Consider the following 20,357-nt stretch of genomic DNA (forward strand, 5'->3'; position numbering starts at 1 on the left):
GAAAAATTAGTTAATTACTTTTTCTTCAGCTTGTGCAGCTTGGTCTGCTTGGATAGCTGTTAGAGCTACTGTGTAAACGATATCGTCTACTAGAGCGCCACGAGACAAGTCATTTACTGGCTTGCGCATACCTTGAAGCATTGGACCGATAGATACAAGATCTGCTGAACGCTGTACCGCTTTGTAAGTCGTGTTACCCGTGTTTAGGTCTGGGAATACGAATACTGTCGCTTTACCTGCAACTGGAGAGTTAGGCGCTTTAGAAGCGGCTACGTTTTCCATGATTGCTGCATCGTACTGTAGAGGACCGTCGATCACTAGATCAGGACGTTTCTCTTGAGCAAGTTTGGTTGCTTCACGTACTTTATCTACGTCTGCACCCTTACCAGATTCACCAGTAGAGTAAGAGATCATAGCAACACGTGGGTCGATACCGAATGCCGCAGCAGAATCTGCAGATTGGATAGCGATTTCAGCAAGCTGTTCAGCTGTTGGATCTGGGTTGATCGCACAGTCACCGTATACAAGAACTTGATCAGGCAGAAGCATGAAGAAGATTGAAGATACGATAGAAGCATCAGGAGCAGTCTTGATGATCTGGAACGGAGGAACGATAGTGTTCGCCGTTGTGTGAACAGCACCAGAAACTAGGCCGTCAACTTCACCAGCTTCAAGCATCATAGTACCTAGGAATACTGAATCTTCTAGCTTCTCACGAGCTACAACTTCAGTCATACCTTTAGCGCCACGAAGTTCTACTAGACGAGCTACGTAGTTTTCGCGAACTGATGCAGAATCGATGATTTCAACGCCAGCGCCAAGCTCAACACCTTGCTGTGCAGCAACACGACGAATTTCTTCTGGGTTACCTAGAAGTACACAAGTCGCGATACCGCGCTCAGCACAGATAGCCGCAGCTTTAACTGTACGTGGCTCGTCACCTTCAGGAAGAACGATACGCTTAGCTGCTTTACGAGCGAATTCAGTTAGCTGGTAACGGAATGCTGGTGGACTTAGACGGCGGATGCCTTGAGTACCTTCAGATAGAGAATCAATCCAAGGGCCATCGATGTGGCTTGCAACGTGATCGTTAACGAACTCGATACGCTCTTTATCGTCTGCAGGAACTTCTAGGTTGAAGCTCTGTAGGTTTAGAGACGTCTGCCAAGTGTTACCTTGAGCTTTGAAGATTGGTAGACCTGAAGCGAATGCCGGCGCACAAAGGTTAGCAATGCTTTCTGGAATGTCGTAACCGCCAGTAAGTAGGATTGCGCCAATCTCAACACCGTTTTTCGCAGCAAGAGCCGCAGCAACGATAACGTCAGGACGGTCTGCAGAAGTTACTAGCAGTGAACCTGGCTTAAAGTGCTCAATCATGTGCGGTAGAGAACGTGCACAGAAAGTGATGCTCTTAATACGACGAGTCGCGATTTCACCTTCGTTGATGATTTCAGCGTTAAGGTGCTTAGCCATATCAACCGCACGAGTTGCGATTAGGTCGATGCTCCATGGCACGCAGCCAAGAACACGGATAGGGCTAGAGTTGAAGATTTGCATTACTTCAAGGTTCGCTTGCTGAGCGCTGTCTGCATCATCAAAGATTTCAGATAGGTCAGGGCGAGTACGGCCAGCTTCATCAACAGGAGCGTTAAGCTTGTTGATGATTACGCCTTTGATGTTCTTGTTCTTCGTACCGCCGAAGTTAGAACATGCTACTTCGATACGCTCTTTAAGTTGCGTAGGGTTGTCAGTACCAGGAGTCGCAACGAATACGATCTCCGCGCCAAGTGTTTTCGCGATTTCCGCGTTCACTTGGTTAGCAAATGGGTGCTTACGAGTAGGTACTAGACCTTCGATTAGCGTTACTTCTGCGTCTTTGTTGATCTTGTTGTATTGCTCAACAACAGACTCAAGAAGTTCGTCCATTTTTTCGCTACCGATCAAAGCTTCAGCTTTAGTCATTGCGATTGGCTCACCAATCTTAATGTCGCTGTTTGCGCTGATGATAGTAGACGTTAGATCTGGCTGGTTACCACCGCTGCGAGGCTGAGCGATTGGCTTGTAGAAAGAAACACTTACGCCCTTACGCTCCATAGCGCGAAGAACACCCATGCTAACACTAGTAAGACCAACACCAGCGCTTGTAGGGATAAGCATAATAGTACGTGACATTGACGAACACCTTTGACTATTGGAAATAAAAAAAGCTCAACTGCTATTCCCACCGATATTTAAATTGGGGTAGGAATAGAAGTTGAGCCCCATTTTCTTGATATGAAAAACTGACTAGCTTCGAGTGAAGCTAGTCAGGAAAATCAATTAAAGACCTGCTAGTTTCGCAGTGTCTTCAGCAATTACTAGCTCTTCGTTAGTAGAGATAACCATTGCAGGGATACGGCTGTTAGCTGTAGTGATAGTACCTTCGCCGCCGAAACGAGCTTTAAGGTTAGCTTCACCGTCAACTTCGATGCCGAAGATGCCTAGGCGGTTAAGAACCATTTCACGGATTGGGCCAGAGTTCTCGCCGATGCCGCCAGTGAAAGTGATTGCGTCTAGACGACCTTCTAGAGTTGCAGTGTAACCAGCAACGTATTTAGCTAGACGGTGACAGAACACGTCCATTGCACGAGTTGCTTCTTCTTTCTCACCGTAGTTGTCTTCAACGAAACGACAGTCAGAAGTCACTTCAGTTAGACCAGCAAGACCAGACTCTTTAGTTAGCATGTTGTTGATTTCTTCAACAGAGTAACCAAGAGCGTCGTGTAGGTGGAAGATGATCGCAGGATCTAGGTCACCACAACGAGTACCCATTACAAGACCTTCAAGAGGAGTAAGACCCATAGAAGTATCTACAGATTGACCGTTCTTGATAGCACATACAGAAGCGCCGTTACCTAGGTGACAGTTGATGATGTTAACTTCTTCAACTGGCTTGTTTAGTAGACCTGCAACTTCACGAGTGATGAATAGGTGAGAAGTACCGTGCATGCCGTAACGACGGATGCCGTGCTCTTTGTACAGGTTGTACGGTAGAGCGTATAGGTAAGACTCAGAAGGCATTGTTTGGTGGAACGCAGTGTCAAATACAGCAACGTTTTGTAGACCAGGGAAGTTCTGTTGAGCCGCTTCGATACCGATAAGGTGAGCTGGGTTGTGAAGAGGTGCGAAAGTCGCAGCGTCTTGAATACCCTTAAGTACTTCATCAGTGATAAGTGCAGAAGAAGTGAACTGCTCGCCGCCGTGTACGATACGGTGACCGATAGCGCCAAGGTTAGCTTTAAGCTCAGGCTTAGAAGCAAGAATAGTTTCTACCATGAAAGATAGTGCTTCTACGTGAGCTGCGCCCGCGCCTAGTTGTGCTTCATGCTTGCCATCAAGTTTCCACTTCATACGAGCTTCTGGAAGACCCAGACACTCAGCAAGACCAGTTAGGTGCTCAGCACCTGTTTCTGCATCAACCACAGCGAATTTAAGAGAAGAACTACCACAGTTTAAAACTAAAACTAGCTTAGACATTAATGACTACCTGTTAATTTTTCTGATCGAAATCAGTTAAGGATGAAAATTAATCTCAAGAATAGACGAAGCACGGTAGCTTGCGTACTAACCTTGGTCAAAAAAACGTTAATTTCCGTATAAAGTGAAAGCGCACTTTTTCAAAAAAAGAGGCTTGTGCATTCCTTGCAGAAGTCTTCTCAAAGTTGCTTAAATTGTAAATAAGGGCAACAATGAGATTGAGGTCTGCAAATAATAGCGATATTGTGCAAATATAACAAAAAAATTTGAAAGAATATTATTTTTCGTCAAATTTTTGTGTTTTTAGTTGATGGTTTCAACTTTTTTTTAATGGGAGACTCATATGAGCAATAGAGTTGGTTTAGCTAGCAGTTTAAAAGATGGCCAAAAGTACATGGATCTCTGGCCTGTTCGAAAAGAGTTAAACGCTATTTTCCCTGAGCAACGCATCATTAAAGCGACGCGCTTTGGTGTTAAGGTGATGCCCGCGATAGCTGCTATCAGCGTTCTTACGCAAATGGTCTTTAATAATTACCAAGCGATGCCACAAGCTGTGGTTATGGCTTTGTTTGCTATTAGTTTGCCGCTTCAAGGCATGTGGTGGTTAGGTAACCGCTCAAATACACAACTTCCGCCAGCGTTAGTATCCTGGTACCGCGAACTGCACGAGAAGATCACTGAAACGGGATTTGCGTTAGAGCCAATGAAGCCACGCCCTCGTTATAAGGAATTGGCGATCATTCTGAATCGTGCATTCCGTCAGTTAGACAAATCTTCAATGGAACGCTGGTTCTAAGAAAACCTCACTTCTCCCTATCTTCTGAGAACAGCTGTACATTGTGATGGCATGTTCTCAGATTCGTTCCTCTTGATCCTGTTGGTTCATCTTACTCTTTGTTGATCGTTTCATTTACCTCTTGTTATTCACTTCGTTTCTTACCTACGGATTCAACCCAACTAGCCTTTTGACGCATAATTCGAGCTTTGTTGTGTTTTTGTTAAATATCACTTCAAGTCATCAAAGCTTACTGGTAATAATGTCAATAGTGAGTTTAATGTTGTGTTCTCTCTAGAGCGAGCAACAACAATGAGCGCTTGATGAAGGAAGTATTGATGGGTTTTGTAAGAAAAGTATTAACGACGGCGTTGAGTGGTTGTCTGTTGTTGTGGGCTAGTAGTGCGGTAGCAAATATTGCCAAGGTATCGGTGTCACAGGTCGTAGACCATCCAGATTTGAATGCGACACGTCTAGGGCTTCTTGAAGGATTAAGAGCTAAAGGTTATGAATCCGGTAAGAACTTAGAGTTTTCTTATGAAATGGCGGACGGAAATCCAGCGCAAGCCGCCAAAATTGCCAGAGAGCTTGTCAGTGAAAATCCTCATGTATTGGTTGGTATTGCAACACCGACTTCACAAGCCCTAGTTTCGGCGACTCGCTCTATTCCTATCGTGTTTACTGCGGTTACCGATCCTATCGGCGCTAGGCTAGTCAAACAACTGGAAAAGCCGGGGCGCAATGTTACGGGACTTTCTGATTTATCTCCGATCACTCAACATGTGTCATTAATCAAAGAACTGCTTCCTGAAGCTAATTCAATTGGTGTGGTGTACAACCCTGCAGAGGCAAATGCAGTTGCCTTGGTTGGGCTGTTAAAGAAAGCGACGCGAGACTTTGGTTTTACTCTTTACACAGAAAGAGCACTCACCATTGATGATGTGGAATCAAAAGCAGAATCAGTGGCAAAGAAATCGGATGTTATCTACGCCTTAACGGACAATACTGTTGCGAGCGGCATGGAAGGTCTTATCAACGCGGCTAACCAAACGGATACACCCGTCGTCGCAGGTGCGACATCTTATGTCGGAAAGGGCGCGATTGCAGGTTTAGGCTTAGATTACTATGACGTTGGTGTACAAACCGCAGACTATGTGGCTGCCATTCTGAACGGACAGAAGCCCGGGAAGCTAAGTGTCAAAACTGCGCAGAGTTCTCAGCTGGTGGTGAATTTAGAAGCTGCTCGTGAGCTTGGCGTGACAGTGCCTCAGTCTGTGATTGATCGTGCAATCGTTAGCCGGTGAATTGAGTTTGGTGTTAGGTGAACTAATAGGTCATAAGTCATATTATTAACAGTATAGGAATGGGCTCAGATAAACAGGACTAACCTGCTCTATATGTTCGCGCTTCTCTATTTTATTCATTTGTAAGCGGTTATTTGACCGTTAGGTGTGTCGTTAATATCAATTTACATTATTTTACGTCGAGCGAATTGCCGATTAATGTAATAATATTAATGGGACAAATGAAAATAGCTGAACGCTAAGAGCACACTATATGAAAGTAAATAGGCACTTTAGCCTTACCTTTGTCTTCGGGTTTCCCGCAGTGATCGCCGCGATGTTACTTGGCCTAATAGGAAAGAATCATTTTGACGCGGTAGAAAAAGATATCAGTAGTGAGTTTCATCGTATTGAAGATGTGTTCAAAAGAACCACAAAAGTGGTGACTGCCCTAGACTACAGCTTCTCCAACTACTACAAATCTGGAAACCCTCTCTTTCTCGATCACAACAAACAAGTTGTGGATGGGCTTTGCCAAATCTGGCCTATTGATGTGTTACTCCTCGCAGATGGTAAAACTTCAGACATTCCTTCTGTCGATATCGACTATATGCTAATCGGTCAAGAGTCTCTTTGTTCTGAAAGCAGTGATAGTTATAAGAGCGCGTCAGAAAAAATAGCGTTAGCTCCTATTCTTTCATTTTTATCCCAGCTTGATGAATACCATGACGGCGTGCACTTTATTGATACGAGCGGCTATGTGATCTCTTCACCAGAAGATTTTGCCAAAGGGCTGAGCAAAGAGCTGCTCTCGACTATAAAGAGTCGTCCTTACTGGCAGAAAACAGCCAACAACCCTGACCAACTCACCCTTTCAGGCCCTGGTTATCGTTTTGATTCCCTTGACCGTATAATTAGTATGACGATCCCTGTATTCCATAAAGGCGTTCACCAAGGGATGCTGTCGGTGGATATTAATGTTGGCAGGCTGCTTGCTAATTCGAACCAACATCTAGCAGGTCGGATCGATATTATTGACACCACTTTAGCTACCCCGATAGATTCTGCAGCTTTCTACCATGAGATCAAACTAGATGGTGTCGCGTCTCACCATGCGATGTATTACGAGTTAGACATCGAGAAAGAGGTTGAGCACTTTTTCGTTTATGAGAAAGACAGTCTTATTGTTGCCATCATTGTCTATCTGTTCTCTGTAACTATCTTTTTCTACGTCAATTCCAATATTGAACGTGGTTACTTCAAAGATCTCGCGGCCAAAGACTCAATGACAGGTTTATTGAATCGTCGCGGTTTAGAAGCATTCTGGCGCAGCGTAGAGCACGATCAATTGTTTGCCTTAACTGTATTTGATATCGATGATTTTAAGTCAATTAACGACACCTACGGCCACGACAAGGGTGATGATGTGATTCGTTATATGTCACGTCAGATAGGTAACAGTGTACGAAGCAGTGACGTAGCAGCACGATTTGGCGGTGAAGAGTTTGTCGTTTATATGAGAGGCGAAGATCGTGAAACTTTGATGAGAACTTTAGAGCGGGTGAAGAATGCGATTTGTTCCACTTCAGCCGACATTATTCCAAATGGATTTACGGTATCTGGCGGTGTCTGCATTGTTGAAACTGAGCAAAGTAAGCTTAACTTCGATGAGATATTTAAGTACGCCGATGAAAAGCTGTACGTGGCTAAGACGACGGGTAAAGATCGTCTCGAATTTTAGCCACGTTGTTAAATCATTAAGTGCTTCGTCTTAAACAGGTTGACGGCGTTCTTCTTGATAACGTTGAAGACGTTCTACAATCGGCGGCGCCTTCTTGAAAGTGCGAATTTCTTTAAATAGTTCGTTCGCTTCAGGGTAGCCTTTGCTTAAATAAACAAACCACTGCTTCACTCTATTGGGGTAGTACATACCTTTGTCCCCTTTAATTTGAAACTCTGAATAGCGCAGCAAAAGTTCAATGACTTTATCCCACGGCATTTTCTGGTGGTTGTGCTTAACGACGTTACCAAGGTTTGGAATATTGAAAGCACCACGGCAGACCATCAAGGAATCGACGCCTGTTGCTTCTATGCAATCTTGACCATCTTGATAGTTCCAGATTTCCCCGTTAGCAATCAATGGCAGAGATGTTTTCTCTCTTATTTGATTGATGTAATCCCATTTAATTTCGCTGGCTTTATAGCCGCCAACTTTGGTTCTTGCGTGCACGGTGAGTTCGTCAGCTTTAGCTTGTTCGATGGCGTCGACAATTTCAAAGCACTCTTCCGGATGCTCCCAACCTAATCGGATCTTTGCGGATACAGGAATGTGTGCAGGTACCGCTTCTCGACAAGATTTCACCACTTGATAGATAAGTTCTGGTTCTTTTAGCAATGAAGCGCCACCATTACTTTTGTTTACCGCCTTTGCTGGGCAACCAAAATTAAGATCGATGCCTTTAGCGCCTAAGCTAGCAGCTTGAAAAGCATTCTCGGCCATCCAATTTGGGTGTTGACCTAGAAGTTGAAGATGGATTGGCACACCAGCCATGGTCTGAGAACCTTGGTGCAGCTCTGGGCAAATACGGTGGAACACATGCGGAGGAAGAAGTTGATCCACGACGCGCACAAACTCTGTCACACAGAGATCGTAATCATTTATCTCTGTGAGAATTTCACGCATTAGGTGGTCTAGAACGCCCTCCATAGGGCCAAGTATTACGCGCATGTTGCTTTACCTAAACTGAGTGAACCGAAAAAATCGAGGCGTGATTGTACGGTTTGCTTACAGGATTGTCACTATGAGTGTGGTGTGTCTACCTTAATGATGGTTTCGTCTCTTAATAGCGACATCTTGGAGAGTATGGCGTTATAATATCGAAAATGCCCAAATATCCAGAGCTTTCATGACATACCAATTATTAAGCCTACCAGAATCTATTTCAGACATTACGCCGCAGTTTATTGAAGGTGCAATCCTTGCGTCTAACTTAGCGACCAAGCCACTCGATCCTGAAGAATGGATTGCTATCGTAGCACCTGAAGCGGGCAAAGAGCTTGTAACATTAGTGACGGAACAGATTAACCGCCAGCACAATCTGATTCAGCGTAGTGAATACTTACTGACTGATGTGTTTGCAGAAGGCGACTTCAATGAGCAGTTCGCAGATTTTGCGGAAGGTTTTATGATGGTTTGGCCGACAGTGGAAGAGCAGTGGCAAAGCATTACGGTTGCGGACGGCACTCTGCGCATGCTGCAAGCTCTGCTGACTACATTAATGCTCGCGATTGATGAAGAGCAAACTCAACAACAAATGGTTGCGGCTGGGCTTCAAACCCCACCATCGCTTGCTGATTTAGTGGGCCAGGTCGATCTGATGATCTCAGAAGTGGCAATGGCAGCGGATGAAGCTATGTTGGGCAATAAGTCCCAGAGCGTGAACCCGTTTAAAGATATTGGTCGAAACGACCTTTGTCCTTGTGAAAGCGGCAAGAAGTTTAAACAATGCTGTGGTAAAAACAGCTAATCACGGCTTGTTGAGTAACAGACTTTCTTTAAGTGATAAAAAGTTTAAGTAATAAAAAGTCGACCTTTGGGTCGACTTTTTTGTTTCTGAAGATGATGAGCTAATTGTTAGTCATTTTTTGATTTAACGAATTGAGAAAGCGCTACAAAACCGAAAGCAACTAAGTTACCCGCGAAGATAATCACAAGCCATTGTGGCATCGAAAGTTCTAAGAACTGCCACACAACCTTGCTACAGTCGCCGTAAGCTTCAAACATCCACGGAGCCCATTGGTTTAAAGGTGCCCAACTTGGGAAGGTCACGAACAGGTCACAAGTAGCAAAAGGAGACGGATTAAACTGGTAGTCAACGTGCTCTAAAGCCAGCGTCAAACCTTTGTATGCGCCAAATCCCCAGCCAGCAAGGCCTAACCAACGTGATATTGGGTTATTCGGGGAAATAGCACCAATCATGGCTGCAACACCGATAGCAAGCATCGCAACGCGCTCATAGATGCACATTACGCAAGGGCCAAGCATCATCACGTGTTGAAAGAAGAGAGCACATGCCTCAAAAAAGACAATAAAAGCCAGCAGTAAAAGCCAAGATAAACGTCCCTTAGAGAAGTCTTTGATCATTGCTAAAAAGTTCACGAATTTAATCCCGTCTATAAAATAAAAAAGCCCTGATTACTCAGAGCTTTTTATCTTGGATAAGTTTCCTAATCAACTAATATTTTTGATTAGTTAGTTATAGTTATTTTGGTTTGCGACACAGTGTTTAGCTTAGTGACCACCAGAGATAACTGGAGCAACGACTTCACCAGTGCGTTGAATGATCCAACCTGCGTCGTAGAACCATGCTGTCATTGGCTCTACGAAGAACACGATACCTGCAAGGCCAACCAGTGCTAATACGATGGTGTATGGCAGTGCCATGATAACCATGCGGCCGTAAGACAGTCGAATTAACGGAGCAAGTGCTGATGTTAATAGGAATAGGAATGCAGCCTGGCCGTTTGGCGTAGCAACAGAAGGTAGGTTAGTACCTGTGTTGATAGCAACAGCAAGTAGGTCGAACTGGTCACGAGTGATGATGCCTTCTACTAATGCAGTTTTCACTTCGTTGATGTAAACCGTACCGACGAATACGTTATCTGAAACCATCGATAGAATACCGTTGGCAACATAGAAGAGAGCGAGTTGTGCACCTTTATCTTCAACGTGAAGTACTGCATCGATTACTGGCTTAAATAAAGCTTGGTCGATGATTACAGCAACAACCGCGAAGAAAACGGCAAGAAGTGCAGTAAATGGCAGAGCTTCTTCAAAGGCTTTACCCATAGAGTGCTCTTCTATAACACCAGTAAATGCAGTTGCTAAGATGATTACAGAAAGACCAATTAAACCTACTTCAGCAACGTGAAGTGCAAGGCCAACAATCAGCCAAACTGCGATTGCACTTTGAACCCATAGCTTTGCTACGTCTTGCTTTGTACGGTTTGCACGTTCTTTGTTGTCAAATTCAACCAAGATTTGGCGAACATTCGTTGGTAGCTCTGCGCCGTAACCAAACACTTTGAATTTCTCTACAAGTGCACAAGTTAGAATGCCGCAGAAGAAAACAGGCAGTGTTACTGGCAGCATACGGATGATAAATTCACCGAACTCCCAACCCGCTTGCTTAGCAATTACCAAGTTTTGTGGTTCACCTACCATGGTCATTACACCACCCAGTGCAGTACCAACACCGGCATGCATAAGCAGTGAACGTAGGAAAGCACGGTAGTTTTCTAGGTCATCACGAGTTAGCTCAGAGATCTCTTCATCATGAGTATGATCGTGTGCAGACGTCGTGCCCTTGCCCGATGCAACCTTGTGGTAGATAGAGTAGAAGCCTACCGCAACGCTAATAACTACAGCGATTACTGTCAGCGCATCTAGGAAGGCAGACAAAAACGCTGCAGCGACACAGAAAGCGACAGAGAGTAAGATTTTTGATTGGATGCCGAGCAGGATCTTCGTGAAAATGAACAGAAGTAGTTCTTTCATGAAGTAGATACCAGCAACCATGAATACAAGTAAGAGTAATACTGGAAGGTTTGCTTGTAGCTCGTGATAAACCATTTCTGGTTTGGTCATGCCAATGGCGACGGCTTGAATTGCCAATAAGCCACCCGGTTGAAGAGGGTAGCACTTTAGAGCCATAGCTAGAGTGAAAATAAACTCAACCACCAACAGCCAGCCCGCAACAAATGGGTCAACTAGGAAGAAAACAAACGGGTTGATGATTAAAAAGGAAATGATGGCAAGTTTATACCAATCAGGAGCTTTACCAAGGAAGTTCTTGATAAAAGCGTTTCCGAGAGACATCGGCATGTTAATACTCTTTTATGTTGATTATGAATAGACAAGCAATACAACATTTTGAGAATCGAGCTATAGAAATTGTTAAAAACTATAACTAACAGTGACTTAGAAAAACTACATTCCATGTAATGTTCTGTGGTCTTGCCAAGTCACTCCCTTAGAAACTCAAGCACTGCTTATTTTTGAGCGCAACTCTACTCTTCGATAACATTTAGTCAACAGGAAAAGCCCTGTAGCACTAAAAATACCTCTTTTTTGTTGAGAAACGCGATCAAAGTAGCGCAAGCATACCACTTAAAATGTGATAAAAACCGACTAGAATCAATATTTCAGCGAAATGATTGAAATTTACAGAATAACGACGGTTTATATATGATTATTACAACTTAATATTGCAAATTAATAACTTTGAAAATATGAATAATCTCATTGATTTAAAAGAAAATTTATTGTGTTAATGGTTTGTTGAAATGGTGATTTATAGTCGCTTGCTTTCCAAACCTAGGGTGCAAACGTGTGCTGAACTTTAGAGTTTTAACTCTACTGCTATTTTGAGTGAGTAAAATTTTTGCGGGTGTTTCCGCTAGGTGTGAACTAGTGGTATGATGAGTAAATTAGAACAGAATAATTAAATTGGATTGAAGTGTAGATGGTCATTAAGGCGAAGAGCCCGGCAGGATTTGCAGAAAAGTATATCATTGAAAGTATTTGGAATGGCCGTTTCCCTCCAGGTTCTATCTTGCCCGCAGAGCGTGAGCTTTCTGAGCTGATTGGTGTTACACGTACTACGCTTCGTGAAGTACTACAACGTCTTGCTCGTGATGGTTGGTTGACAATCCAGCACGGCAAACCCACTAAAGTTAACCAGTTTATGGAAACCTCAGGTCTTCATATCCTTGATACGCTAATGACGTTGGACGTTGATAACGCAAGCAAAATGGTAGAAGACCTACTTGCTGCCCGTACTAATATCAGCCCGATCTTTATGCGTTATGCATTTAAAGCAAACAAAGAAGCTTCAGAGCGTACTATCAGCAACGTGATTGAATCTTGTGAAGCGCTACTTGCGGCACCGACTTGGGATGAGTTCTTAGAATCGTCGCCATACGCTGACAAGATCAAGCAAGCGGTAAAAGAAGATTCAGAAAAAGATGAAGCGAAACGTCAGACGATCTTAATCGCGAAGACTTTCAACTTCTATGATTATATGCTTTTCCAACGTTTGGCATTCCACTCAGGCAACCAGATTTACGGCCTAATCTTTAACGGTGTGCGTAAACTGTATGACCGTATCGGTAGCTACTACTTCTCTAACCCAGAAGCACGACGTTTAGCGATGGACTTTTATAAAGAGTTGTTCATTATCTGTGAAAGTGGTGAGCGCGAAACTTTGCCATTAGTGATTCGTAACTACGGTATCGCAAGTGCACAAGTTTGGAATGAAATGAAAACGACATTGCCAACGAACTTCACTGAAGACGACAGCTAAGCTATAGGTTTACTATTGTTGCTCCTGTTTAGTCAGTGACGTAAAGAAAACGAAAAAGCGGCGAGATAATTCAATTATCTCGCCGCTTTTTATTTATCTGTCGTTGCTAGAAAATTACCCGTGGGGCATTAGTTTACCTACGAGTAGTTACTTACCTATGACGAGTAATTTATCTATGAGTAGCGACTTAACCCGCAAACTCTTCTGAGTCTGGACGGTTGGTAAATTGCACACCGTTTAGAAAATCGCAAAGTAGTTGGTCTTCACACACTTTGTAGTTTTTGTTTTCTGGCTTGCGGAAGTAAGCGCCGATTTCGTACTTGCTCAAGCTAATGCCAACCACTTCTAGTACGTCCAAAACATCTTCTGCTTTCATGTTTAATGCGATGCGAAGCTTCATGAAGATCATGTTGTTCGTCAGTGCAACTTCAGGTTTAGGTTGCTCGCCTTCTTTTTTGCCACGCTTAAGGTTGATGAAACCATTTAGGAATACCGCTAACTCTTTGTCTTTCATCTTAGAGCATGACTTGTCGTTGTCGTCTTTTAGCCAGTTAATCACTTGGTCATGAGCAACGGTCACATCAGCTTGTTCGATAGCTTTGATGATTTGTGCATTTTTAAGGTTTAGTGCGTGTTGAATACGACGCAAGATTTCGTTGTTAGTCACTGGGGATTCCTAAAAAGGGTTTTAGAGTAAAGAGGTGTTGGTTAGTCCATTATCGTCGACAAACCAATTTCTACTCTACATAGCATAGTTGACGGCGACTCTAACAGAGAACGTAAATTTTCGGTAGATATAAAAAATCCCCAATGCTTATTAACTCTTTCAAGTTATAAGTGCATTAGGGATTTAGCGATGAGTGCTTGTTATCTGACTGAAATCAGAATTACATTACACGCATACCAGGTTGTGCACCTTCGTGTGGCTCAAGGATCCATAGGTCGCTGCCGCCAGGGCCCGCGGCTAGGATCATGCCTTCAGACATACCAAACTTCATCTTACGAGGTTTTAGGTTTGCTACCATTACAGTTAGCTTACCTTCTAGCTCTTCAGGTTTGTATGCTGATTTGATACCAGAGAATACTTGGCGAGTCTCACCACCGATGTCCAGTTGGAACTTCAGTAGTTTGTTCGCTTTTGGTACTTCTTCACAAGAGATGATACGAGCAATACGCATGTCTACTGCAGCAAAGGCATCGAACTCAATCTCGTCTGCGATTGGCTCTTTGTCTAACTCAGTTTGGCTTGCTTGTTCTTTTTCAGCTTCTGCTTTTTCTTTCGCTGCTACTTCAGCGGCTGCATCTTCTTTAGAAGACTCAACCATTGCTTCCACTTTCTTAGGATCAATACGGCTGAATAGCGCTTTGAACTTAGTGATCTCGTGATCAGTTAGCGGAGTAGCAATCGCTTCCCACGTTAGCTCTTCGTTTAGGAAAGCTTCAGTGCGAGCCGCAAGCTCAGGCATCACAGGTTTCAGGTAAGCCATTAGTACGCGGAATAGGTTGATACCAACAGAAGAAACTTCTTGAAGTTCTTTCTCTTTACCTTCTTCTTTTGCAAGAACCCAAGGTGCTTTCTCATCGATGTACTGGTTAGCTTTGTCTGCTAGTGCAGTGATTTCACGGATAGCGCGGCTGAACTCACGAGTTTCGTATAGCTCACCGATACGCTCAGCAGCAGCAACGAATTCGTTGTAAAGTTCTGGTTCGGCAAATTCAGCAGAAAGCTTGCCTTCAAAACGCTTAGTGATGAAGCCAGCGTTACGCGAAGCTAGGTTAACAATCTTGTTTACTACGTCAGCGTTTACACGTTGAGTGAAGTCTTCAAGGTTAAGGTCTAAATCATCGATACGGCTGTTTAGCTTAGCTGCGTAGTAGTAACGTAGACACTCTGGGTCTAGGTGGTTTAGGTACGTGCTTGCTTTGATGAATGTACCTTTTGACTTAGACATTTTCGCGCCGTTTACAGTCACGTAACCGTGTACGAATACGTTGTTTGGCTTGCGGAAACCTGCGCCGTCTAGCATTGCTGGCCAGAATAGGCTGTGGAAGTAAACGATGTCTTTACCGATGAAGTGGTAAAGCTCAGTTGTGCTGTCTTTCTTCCAGTATTCGTCGAAGTTTAGATCGTCACGCTTGTCACATAGGTTCTTGAAAGAAGCCATGTAGCCAACAGGTGCGTCTAGCCATACGTAGAAGAACTTGTCTTTTTCGCCTGGGATTTCAAAGCCAAAGTAAGGTGCATCACGTGAGATATCCCACTGTTGCAGGCCAGACTCAAACCATTCCTGCATTTTGTTTGCAGTTTCATTCTGTAGAGAGCCAGAACGAGTCCACTCTTTCAGCATGCTTTCGAACTGAGGTAGGTCGAAGAAGAAGTGCTCAGAGTCTTTCATTACTGGAGTTGCGCCAGAAACCGCCGATTTAGGGTTAATCAGTTCAGTTGGGCTGTATGTCTCACCACAGTTATCACAGTTATCACCATACTGGTCTTCTGACTTACACTTAGGGCAAGTGCCTTTTACGAAGCGGTCTGGTAGGAACATCTCTTTCTCAGGGTCGAAAAGCTGAGAAATAGTACGGCTAGAAATGAAGCCGTTCTTTTTAAGTTCTAGGTAGATGTGAGAAGCCAGTTCACGGTTCTCTTCGCTGTGTGTGCTGTGGTAGTTATCAAAGCTGATATCAAAGCCAGCGAAGTCTTTTTGGTGCTCTTCACTAACAGCAGCGATCATCTCTTCTGGTGTGATACCCATCTGTTGAGCTTTAAGCATAATTGGCGTGCCGTGAGCATCGTCAGCACAGATGAAGTTTACAGTGTTGCCACGTAGACGCTGGTATCGAACCCAGATATCAGCTTGGATATGCTCAAGCATATGGCCAAGGTGAATAGAGCCGTTAGCGTACGGAAGCGCACAAGTTACCAAAAGTTGTCTTGGATCAGTTGCCATACTTAATAATTCGCTTTTTTGATAGGTATAAATTTTGAGAGGTAATACTACTTTATAACGTGTGATACGCCAAGGTATCAGACAAAGGATTCCCCTAGTTTTTTAGGGGTTCAGTCTTCATCTCGTGGTTGATAGCATAAATAAAAAAAGGAGCCTCAATGCGTAACTTTACTTCTAAGCAAGATTTCTGTTCATGGTTGAATGAGTTCGAGTCACCAATCCTCATACCAGAGTGGGCGCTACACCAAAATATTGTATCGGTTGATCCGCGTGGATCATTTGTTATTACCTTGCCTTTTGCTGCCAATCAGCTTGCTGTTGATCTTGAAGATTGGATTAATGCCCAGATTGAGCAAAAGCTTGTGAGTGCTTTCCAATTTGAAGTGAAGGTGAAGCCATCTGCGTTAGAAACAACCGTCACGACACCTTTGAAGGGCGTTAAGAACATTATCGCCGTGACGTCGGCAAAGGGTGGGGTAGGTAAATCCACAACCTCTGTAAACCTTGCGCTTGCTTTATCTAAGTCTGGTTCAAAAGTGGGCTTATTGGATGCAGATATCTATGGTCCATCAGTGCCTATGATGCTCGGCCAATTAGACGCAAAACCAGAAGTACAGAACAATAAATGGATGATGCCAATCGAGGCTCATGGCATTTTCACTCACTCTATTGGCTATCTTGTGTCGAAAGACGATGCTGCAATCTGGCGTGGCCCTATGGCAGCGAAGGCTTTGGGGCAGCTAGTTAATGAAACTGTATGGCCAGAGTTGGATTACCTTGTTATCGACATGCCACCGGGCACCGGTGATATTCAGCTGACGTTGTCGCAACAGATCCCAGTGACGGGCGCAGTAGTGGTGACCACCCCTCAAGATTTGGCATTAGCGGATGCGCGTAAAGGCGTAGCGATGTTTGATAAGGTGAGTGTGCCAGTCGCAGGCTTAGTTGAAAACATGAGCTATCATATTTGTAGTCACTGTGGTGAGAAAGAGCATATCTTTGGTGCTGGTGGTGCAGAAGCTATGTCAGAAGAGTTTTACCTCGATATCTTGGCCCAAATCCCTCTTCATATTGACGTGCGAGAAGATATCGATGCTGGTTGCCCGACGGTGATTCGTCGTCCTGATAGTGAACATACACGTCACTACCTAGAGCTCGCAGAAAATGTGGCTGCGAAAATGTTCTGGACAGGGAAAGCAAGGCCAGAAGCGATTAACTTCTCTATGGTTGAATAGCGCAAGTTAATTACTGGGTCGTTTAAATACAGTTTGGATTAGATAAACAACGGTTGGATTGGGCAGATAGCCATTGGGCTTGTGCAAATAGTTGTAGGCAAGTTATTTGAAAGCAAACGATTGTTTTAAGTAAATGTATTGAGATCATCAATTTGACTGCAATTAGCTAAAATCGCGACTAGAATCTATGTGCTTTAGCCCCTATAATCAGGCGGTTTATCTCTTCCCACCACCAAACCATATCGGGTGCAAAATTAATGTCTGATAATAATCAATGTGTCATCGTAGGTATCGCTGGCGCTTCAGCTTCAGGAAAAAGTCTGATTGCTAGTACAATTTATAATGAATTGCGCGAAAAAGTAGGCGACCATCAAATTGGTGTTATCACGGAAGATTGCTATTACAGCGACCAAAGCCACTTGAGTATGGAAGAGCGTGTTAAAACTAACTACGATCACCCAAATGCACTAGATCATGATCTTTTATGTGAACATCTACAGCAGCTAATGAGTGGCAACGCCGTAGAAGTTCCTGAATACAGCTACACAGAGCACACACGTACTTCTGAAACGACTACACTTACTCCAAAGAAAGTGATCATTTTAGAGGGTATTCTGCTTCTAACAGACCCGCGTCTTCGTAAACTAATGCACGCAAGTGTGTTTATGGATACACCATTAGACATCTGTCTACTACGCCGTGTTAAGCGTGATGTAGAAGAGCGTGGCCGTACAATGGACACTGTACTTAAGCAATACCAAGAAACAGTACGTCCAATGTTCATGCAGTTTATCGAGCCTTCAAAACAACATGCAGACATCATCGTTCCTCGTGGTGGTAAAAACCGTATTGCGATTGATGTACTAAAAGCGCACATTGCGAAGTTGTTGAAGTCTTAATCGAATAAAATTTTGCCTAAGTGACTCACTTAGCTTTATTTTTTACCGAATCAGTGGCACTTTTATAGTGCCACTTTCTTTTGGAATCTAAGCAAGGAATATGCGGATGAAGAAACTACTCATTTTCATAGCTGTACCAGTGTTTGTTGTCGTTGCAGCAATTCTGGCACTAGTGCTGTTAGTGAATCCCAATCAATTTAAGCCATTAATTGTCGAACAAGCTCAAAAACACACAGGCCTAGAGCTTGTGATTGAGGGGGATATCAGCTGGCAATTCTTCCCATCTATTGGCTTCGAACTTGGTCAAACTGAATTACGTAACCCTGAAGGGTTCACCCAACCAAACCTATTTAAGGTTGATACCGTTGGCGTTGATGTTTCGGTTACTCCGCTATTTAGCAACCAACTAGAGATAGGCAACATTACTCTAGATGGTGCAGAATTTTACTTAGAAACGCTTAAAGATGGTCGTAAGAACATTGATGCGCTAACGCAAGCGTCAGCGCCTCAAGAGTCTGAGCCTGTCGCTGGCGCAAGTTCTGAATCAACACCTGCACCTCAAGAGCAAAGTGCTACAGACGCATCTGCTTGGACGATCAACCTTGCAGGTGTAACTGTCTCAAACGCATTGTTTGAAATGGACGACAAGCAAGCGGGTTCATTCACTAAGCTATACGATGTGTCTTTGAACCTTTCTGAGTTTGCCGTTGATACATGGACAACCGCGACATTTGCGGCTTCTGGTGAAAACAACCAACAGAAGTTCTCAGCGGAGGGCAGTGCCGAATTCAAATTAGCTGAAGGCTTTGCAAGTTACGCACTTCGTAACATTGATTTAAACGCTAAGTTCAATGATCCAGCGACGTCGATTGAGTCAGCAAAAATTGGCTTGAATACGTTTGAGTTCGATAAGGTCAACCAACTGACTTACGCTGTAATCGGTAATGCAGCGGGTCTTGACCTTGATCTTAAAGGTGGCGGTGAACTTACGGTTGATAGCGCGATCTCAAAAGTAACGTTGAACAAATTGACGTTAGACTCAACATTCAAAGGCGACACGCTTCCTCAGTCTCCAATGAAAGTCGACATGCTGTCTGACTTAAGCTTTGATCTTAACAAGAGCCACCTGAGCTTTGTGTTAGAGAAGCTACAAGCTAACGCTATTGCATTAGACGGTAAAGCAGACGTAACCCTATCTGAAATACCAAAGGTGCGTTTCTCTCTTCATAGTCCGAACATCGACCTTGATGAGTTCTTAGGCTTAGGTAATACAACAGAAACGGCGAGCACGGCTCCCTCTGAGTCTGCTGGTGGTTCAACGTCAAACTCAGGCAGCTCTGCACCTGCGAAAGAAGTAGAACCTGATCTGTCGGCACTGAAAACATTAGATGTGAAAGGTGACATCACGATTGATAAGTTTAAGGCGAACAATGCGAAAATGCAGAATGTTAAAACAGCATTCTCGGTTAACCGTGGTATCGCAGAGCTTACCTCATTCACATCGAACCTTTACCAAGGCTCTATTTCTGCGACAGCTAAGTTAGACGCACGTAAAACACCAGCGACTTACACAGCTAAGAAGAAAATCAAAGGTGTGAAAGTTCAGCCGTTACTGGTTGATGTTGCAGATAACGATATGCTGGAAGGTACCGGTAATATCGATGTCAACGTGAAAGGTAAGAGTCTGACTCCGACGGGTATCAAGAAAAACCTAGTCGGTACTATCGCGATTAACTTTGAAGATGGTGCAGTTAACGGCATCAACGTAGCTCAACTGATTCGTGAGAATTACGCGAAGATCAAAGGCGAAAAAGTTGAAAGCACAAATGAAGCTCAAAAAACGGACTTCAGTGCAATGAAAGCGACGCTGAAGGTCAACAAAGGTTGGGTTTCAACAAACGACTTATCAGCACAGTCGCCACTGTTACGCGTGACAGGTCAAGGTAAAGCAAACTTCATCAATGAGACGGTCGACTTCCTTGTACGTACATCAATTGTGGGTTCACTTGAAGGTCAGGGCGGTAAGAGCATTGACGACCTGAAAGATGTGACCATCCCAATTAAGGTAACTGGCCAGTGGGCTGACCCGAAATTCGCACTTGTTTTTGATGATGTGTTGAAACAGAAAGCACAGAAAGAAATTGACCGTGGTGTGAACAAGCTAACGGACAAGATCAAAGACGAGAAAACTAAAGAAGCAGTCGATGGTTTATTGAAAGGTTTCTTTAACTAAACGTTTCTAACTCGTATATAAAAGAAGCGCCATTCCTGTTGTAGGAATGGCGCTTTTTTTTGGATGCTTATAATACTTTCGAGAGATTCCCTATGACACTCGGC

15 protein-coding genes are annotated in these 20,357 nt (G+C 43.8%); 8 read left to right on the forward strand and 7 right to left on the reverse strand.

Features of this window, described 5'->3' with window-relative positions:
- Positions 1-6: 6 nt before the first annotated feature.
- A complete protein-coding gene (gene pta, locus BCV39_RS21355; protein WP_048659731.1) occupies positions 7-2,172 on the reverse strand; it encodes a phosphate acetyltransferase in 2,166 nt (721 codons plus the stop codon).
- A 147-nt stretch (positions 2,173-2,319) separates the two neighbouring features.
- Positions 2,320-3,516, reverse strand: a complete 1,197-nt coding sequence (locus tag BCV39_RS21360; protein WP_017107306.1) for an acetate kinase — start codon at positions 3,514-3,516, stop codon at positions 2,320-2,322.
- Positions 3,517-3,859: 343 nt separating this feature from the next.
- On the opposite strand from BCV39_RS21360, the gene yfbV reads away from it, so the two are divergent.
- The 3 genes from yfbV (at position 3,860) to BCV39_RS21375 (ending at position 7,315) form a co-directional block, all read left to right on the forward strand.
- On the forward strand, positions 3,860-4,312 hold the full coding sequence (yfbV, locus tag BCV39_RS21365; protein WP_017062168.1) for a terminus macrodomain insulation protein YfbV: 453 nt from the start codon (positions 3,860-3,862) through the stop codon (positions 4,310-4,312).
- Between the two features lie 317 nt (positions 4,313-4,629).
- The gene (locus tag BCV39_RS21370) at positions 4,630-5,595 is read left to right on the forward strand and encodes an ABC transporter substrate binding protein (RefSeq protein ID WP_102433494.1); all 966 of its coding nucleotides are present in this window, start codon (positions 4,630-4,632) and stop codon (positions 5,593-5,595) included.
- A gap of 253 nt (positions 5,596-5,848) precedes the next feature.
- Complete coding sequence (locus tag BCV39_RS21375) at positions 5,849-7,315, forward strand: sensor domain-containing diguanylate cyclase (protein WP_102433493.1); 1,467 nt, start codon at positions 5,849-5,851, stop codon at positions 7,313-7,315.
- A gap of 30 nt (positions 7,316-7,345) precedes the next feature.
- Here the strand turns inward: BCV39_RS21375 and dusC are convergent, their stop codons facing one another.
- On the reverse strand, positions 7,346-8,302 hold the full coding sequence (dusC, locus tag BCV39_RS21380) for a tRNA dihydrouridine(16) synthase DusC (RefSeq protein WP_048659728.1): 957 nt from the start codon (positions 8,300-8,302) through the stop codon (positions 7,346-7,348).
- Positions 8,303-8,480: 178 nt separating this feature from the next.
- Here dusC and BCV39_RS21385 point away from each other — a divergent pair, with 178 nt between their 5' ends.
- Complete coding sequence (locus BCV39_RS21385) at positions 8,481-9,101, forward strand: SEC-C metal-binding domain-containing protein (protein WP_102433492.1); 621 nt, start codon at positions 8,481-8,483, stop codon at positions 9,099-9,101.
- A gap of 107 nt (positions 9,102-9,208) precedes the next feature.
- On the opposite strand, the gene dsbB is transcribed toward BCV39_RS21385, so the two are convergent.
- Together dsbB and nhaB are read right to left on the reverse strand one after the other, a co-directional pair.
- Positions 9,209-9,733, reverse strand: a complete 525-nt coding sequence (gene dsbB, locus BCV39_RS21390; protein ID WP_230682264.1) for a disulfide bond formation protein DsbB — start codon at positions 9,731-9,733, stop codon at positions 9,209-9,211.
- Between the two features lie 132 nt (positions 9,734-9,865).
- Positions 9,866-11,458, reverse strand: a complete 1,593-nt coding sequence (gene nhaB, locus BCV39_RS21395) for a Na(+)/H(+) antiporter NhaB (protein WP_048659726.1) — start codon at positions 11,456-11,458, stop codon at positions 9,866-9,868.
- A 640-nt stretch (positions 11,459-12,098) separates the two neighbouring features.
- Between nhaB and fadR the strand changes: the two genes are divergently transcribed.
- Positions 12,099-12,938 (forward strand): fatty acid metabolism transcriptional regulator FadR, encoded by an 840-nt coding sequence (gene fadR, locus BCV39_RS21400; protein ID WP_017062161.1) that lies wholly within the window; start codon positions 12,099-12,101, stop codon positions 12,936-12,938.
- A 187-nt stretch (positions 12,939-13,125) separates the two neighbouring features.
- On the opposite strand, the gene BCV39_RS21405 is transcribed toward fadR, so the two are convergent.
- A complete protein-coding gene (locus tag BCV39_RS21405; protein WP_010437231.1) occupies positions 13,126-13,605 on the reverse strand; it encodes a DUF1456 family protein in 480 nt (159 codons plus the stop codon).
- 220 nt (positions 13,606-13,825) lie between these two features.
- Complete coding sequence (gene metG / locus BCV39_RS21410; RefSeq protein WP_102432561.1) at positions 13,826-15,886, reverse strand: methionine--tRNA ligase; 2,061 nt, start codon at positions 15,884-15,886, stop codon at positions 13,826-13,828.
- A gap of 158 nt (positions 15,887-16,044) precedes the next feature.
- Between metG and apbC the strand changes: the two genes are divergently transcribed.
- The 3 genes from apbC to BCV39_RS21425 all read left to right on the forward strand — a co-directional run bounded on the left by apbC (position 16,045) and on the right by BCV39_RS21425 (position 20,253).
- Complete coding sequence (gene apbC, locus BCV39_RS21415; protein ID WP_102432560.1) at positions 16,045-17,121, forward strand: iron-sulfur cluster carrier protein ApbC; 1,077 nt, start codon at positions 16,045-16,047, stop codon at positions 17,119-17,121.
- A gap of 257 nt (positions 17,122-17,378) precedes the next feature.
- Entirely contained in the window at positions 17,379-18,020 is a 642-nt protein-coding gene (gene udk / locus BCV39_RS21420) for a uridine kinase (RefSeq protein ID WP_004734002.1), read from the forward strand.
- A gap of 106 nt (positions 18,021-18,126) precedes the next feature.
- Positions 18,127-20,253, forward strand: coding sequence for an AsmA family protein (locus BCV39_RS21425; RefSeq protein WP_102432559.1), 2,127 nt, complete (start codon positions 18,127-18,129; stop codon positions 20,251-20,253).
- Positions 20,254-20,357: the final 104 nt, after the last annotated feature.

Origin of the sequence: Vibrio sp. 10N.286.55.E10, from assembly GCF_002872555.1 — a bacterium.
GTDB lineage: Bacteria > Pseudomonadota > Gammaproteobacteria > Enterobacterales > Vibrionaceae > Vibrio > Vibrio crassostreae.

Bases quoted from the DNA above. Each gene is read 5' to 3' on its own strand.
- pta (WP_048659731.1), bottom strand. From the start codon at position 2,172: ATGTCACGTACTATTATGCTTATCCCTACAAGCGCTGGTGTTGGTCTT.
- BCV39_RS21360 (WP_017107306.1), bottom strand. From the start codon at position 3,516: ATGTCTAAGCTAGTTTTAGTTTTAAACTGTGGTAGTTCTTCTCTTAAA.
- yfbV (WP_017062168.1), top strand. From the start codon at position 3,860: ATGAGCAATAGAGTTGGTTTAGCTAGCAGTTTAAAAGATGGCCAAAAG.
- BCV39_RS21370 (WP_102433494.1), top strand. From the start codon at position 4,630: ATGGGTTTTGTAAGAAAAGTATTAACGACGGCGTTGAGTGGTTGTCTG.
- BCV39_RS21375 (WP_102433493.1), top strand. From the start codon at position 5,849: ATGAAAGTAAATAGGCACTTTAGCCTTACCTTTGTCTTCGGGTTTCCC.
- dusC (WP_048659728.1), bottom strand. From the start codon at position 8,302: ATGCGCGTAATACTTGGCCCTATGGAGGGCGTTCTAGACCACCTAATG.
- BCV39_RS21385 (WP_102433492.1), top strand. From the start codon at position 8,481: ATGACATACCAATTATTAAGCCTACCAGAATCTATTTCAGACATTACG.
- nhaB (WP_048659726.1), bottom strand. From the start codon at position 11,458: ATGCCGATGTCTCTCGGAAACGCTTTTATCAAGAACTTCCTTGGTAAA.
- fadR (WP_017062161.1), top strand. From the start codon at position 12,099: ATGGTCATTAAGGCGAAGAGCCCGGCAGGATTTGCAGAAAAGTATATC.
- metG (WP_102432561.1), bottom strand. From the start codon at position 15,886: ATGGCAACTGATCCAAGACAACTTTTGGTAACTTGTGCGCTTCCGTAC.
- apbC (WP_102432560.1), top strand. From the start codon at position 16,045: ATGCGTAACTTTACTTCTAAGCAAGATTTCTGTTCATGGTTGAATGAG.
- udk (WP_004734002.1), top strand. From the start codon at position 17,379: ATGTCTGATAATAATCAATGTGTCATCGTAGGTATCGCTGGCGCTTCA.
- BCV39_RS21425 (WP_102432559.1), top strand. From the start codon at position 18,127: ATGAAGAAACTACTCATTTTCATAGCTGTACCAGTGTTTGTTGTCGTT.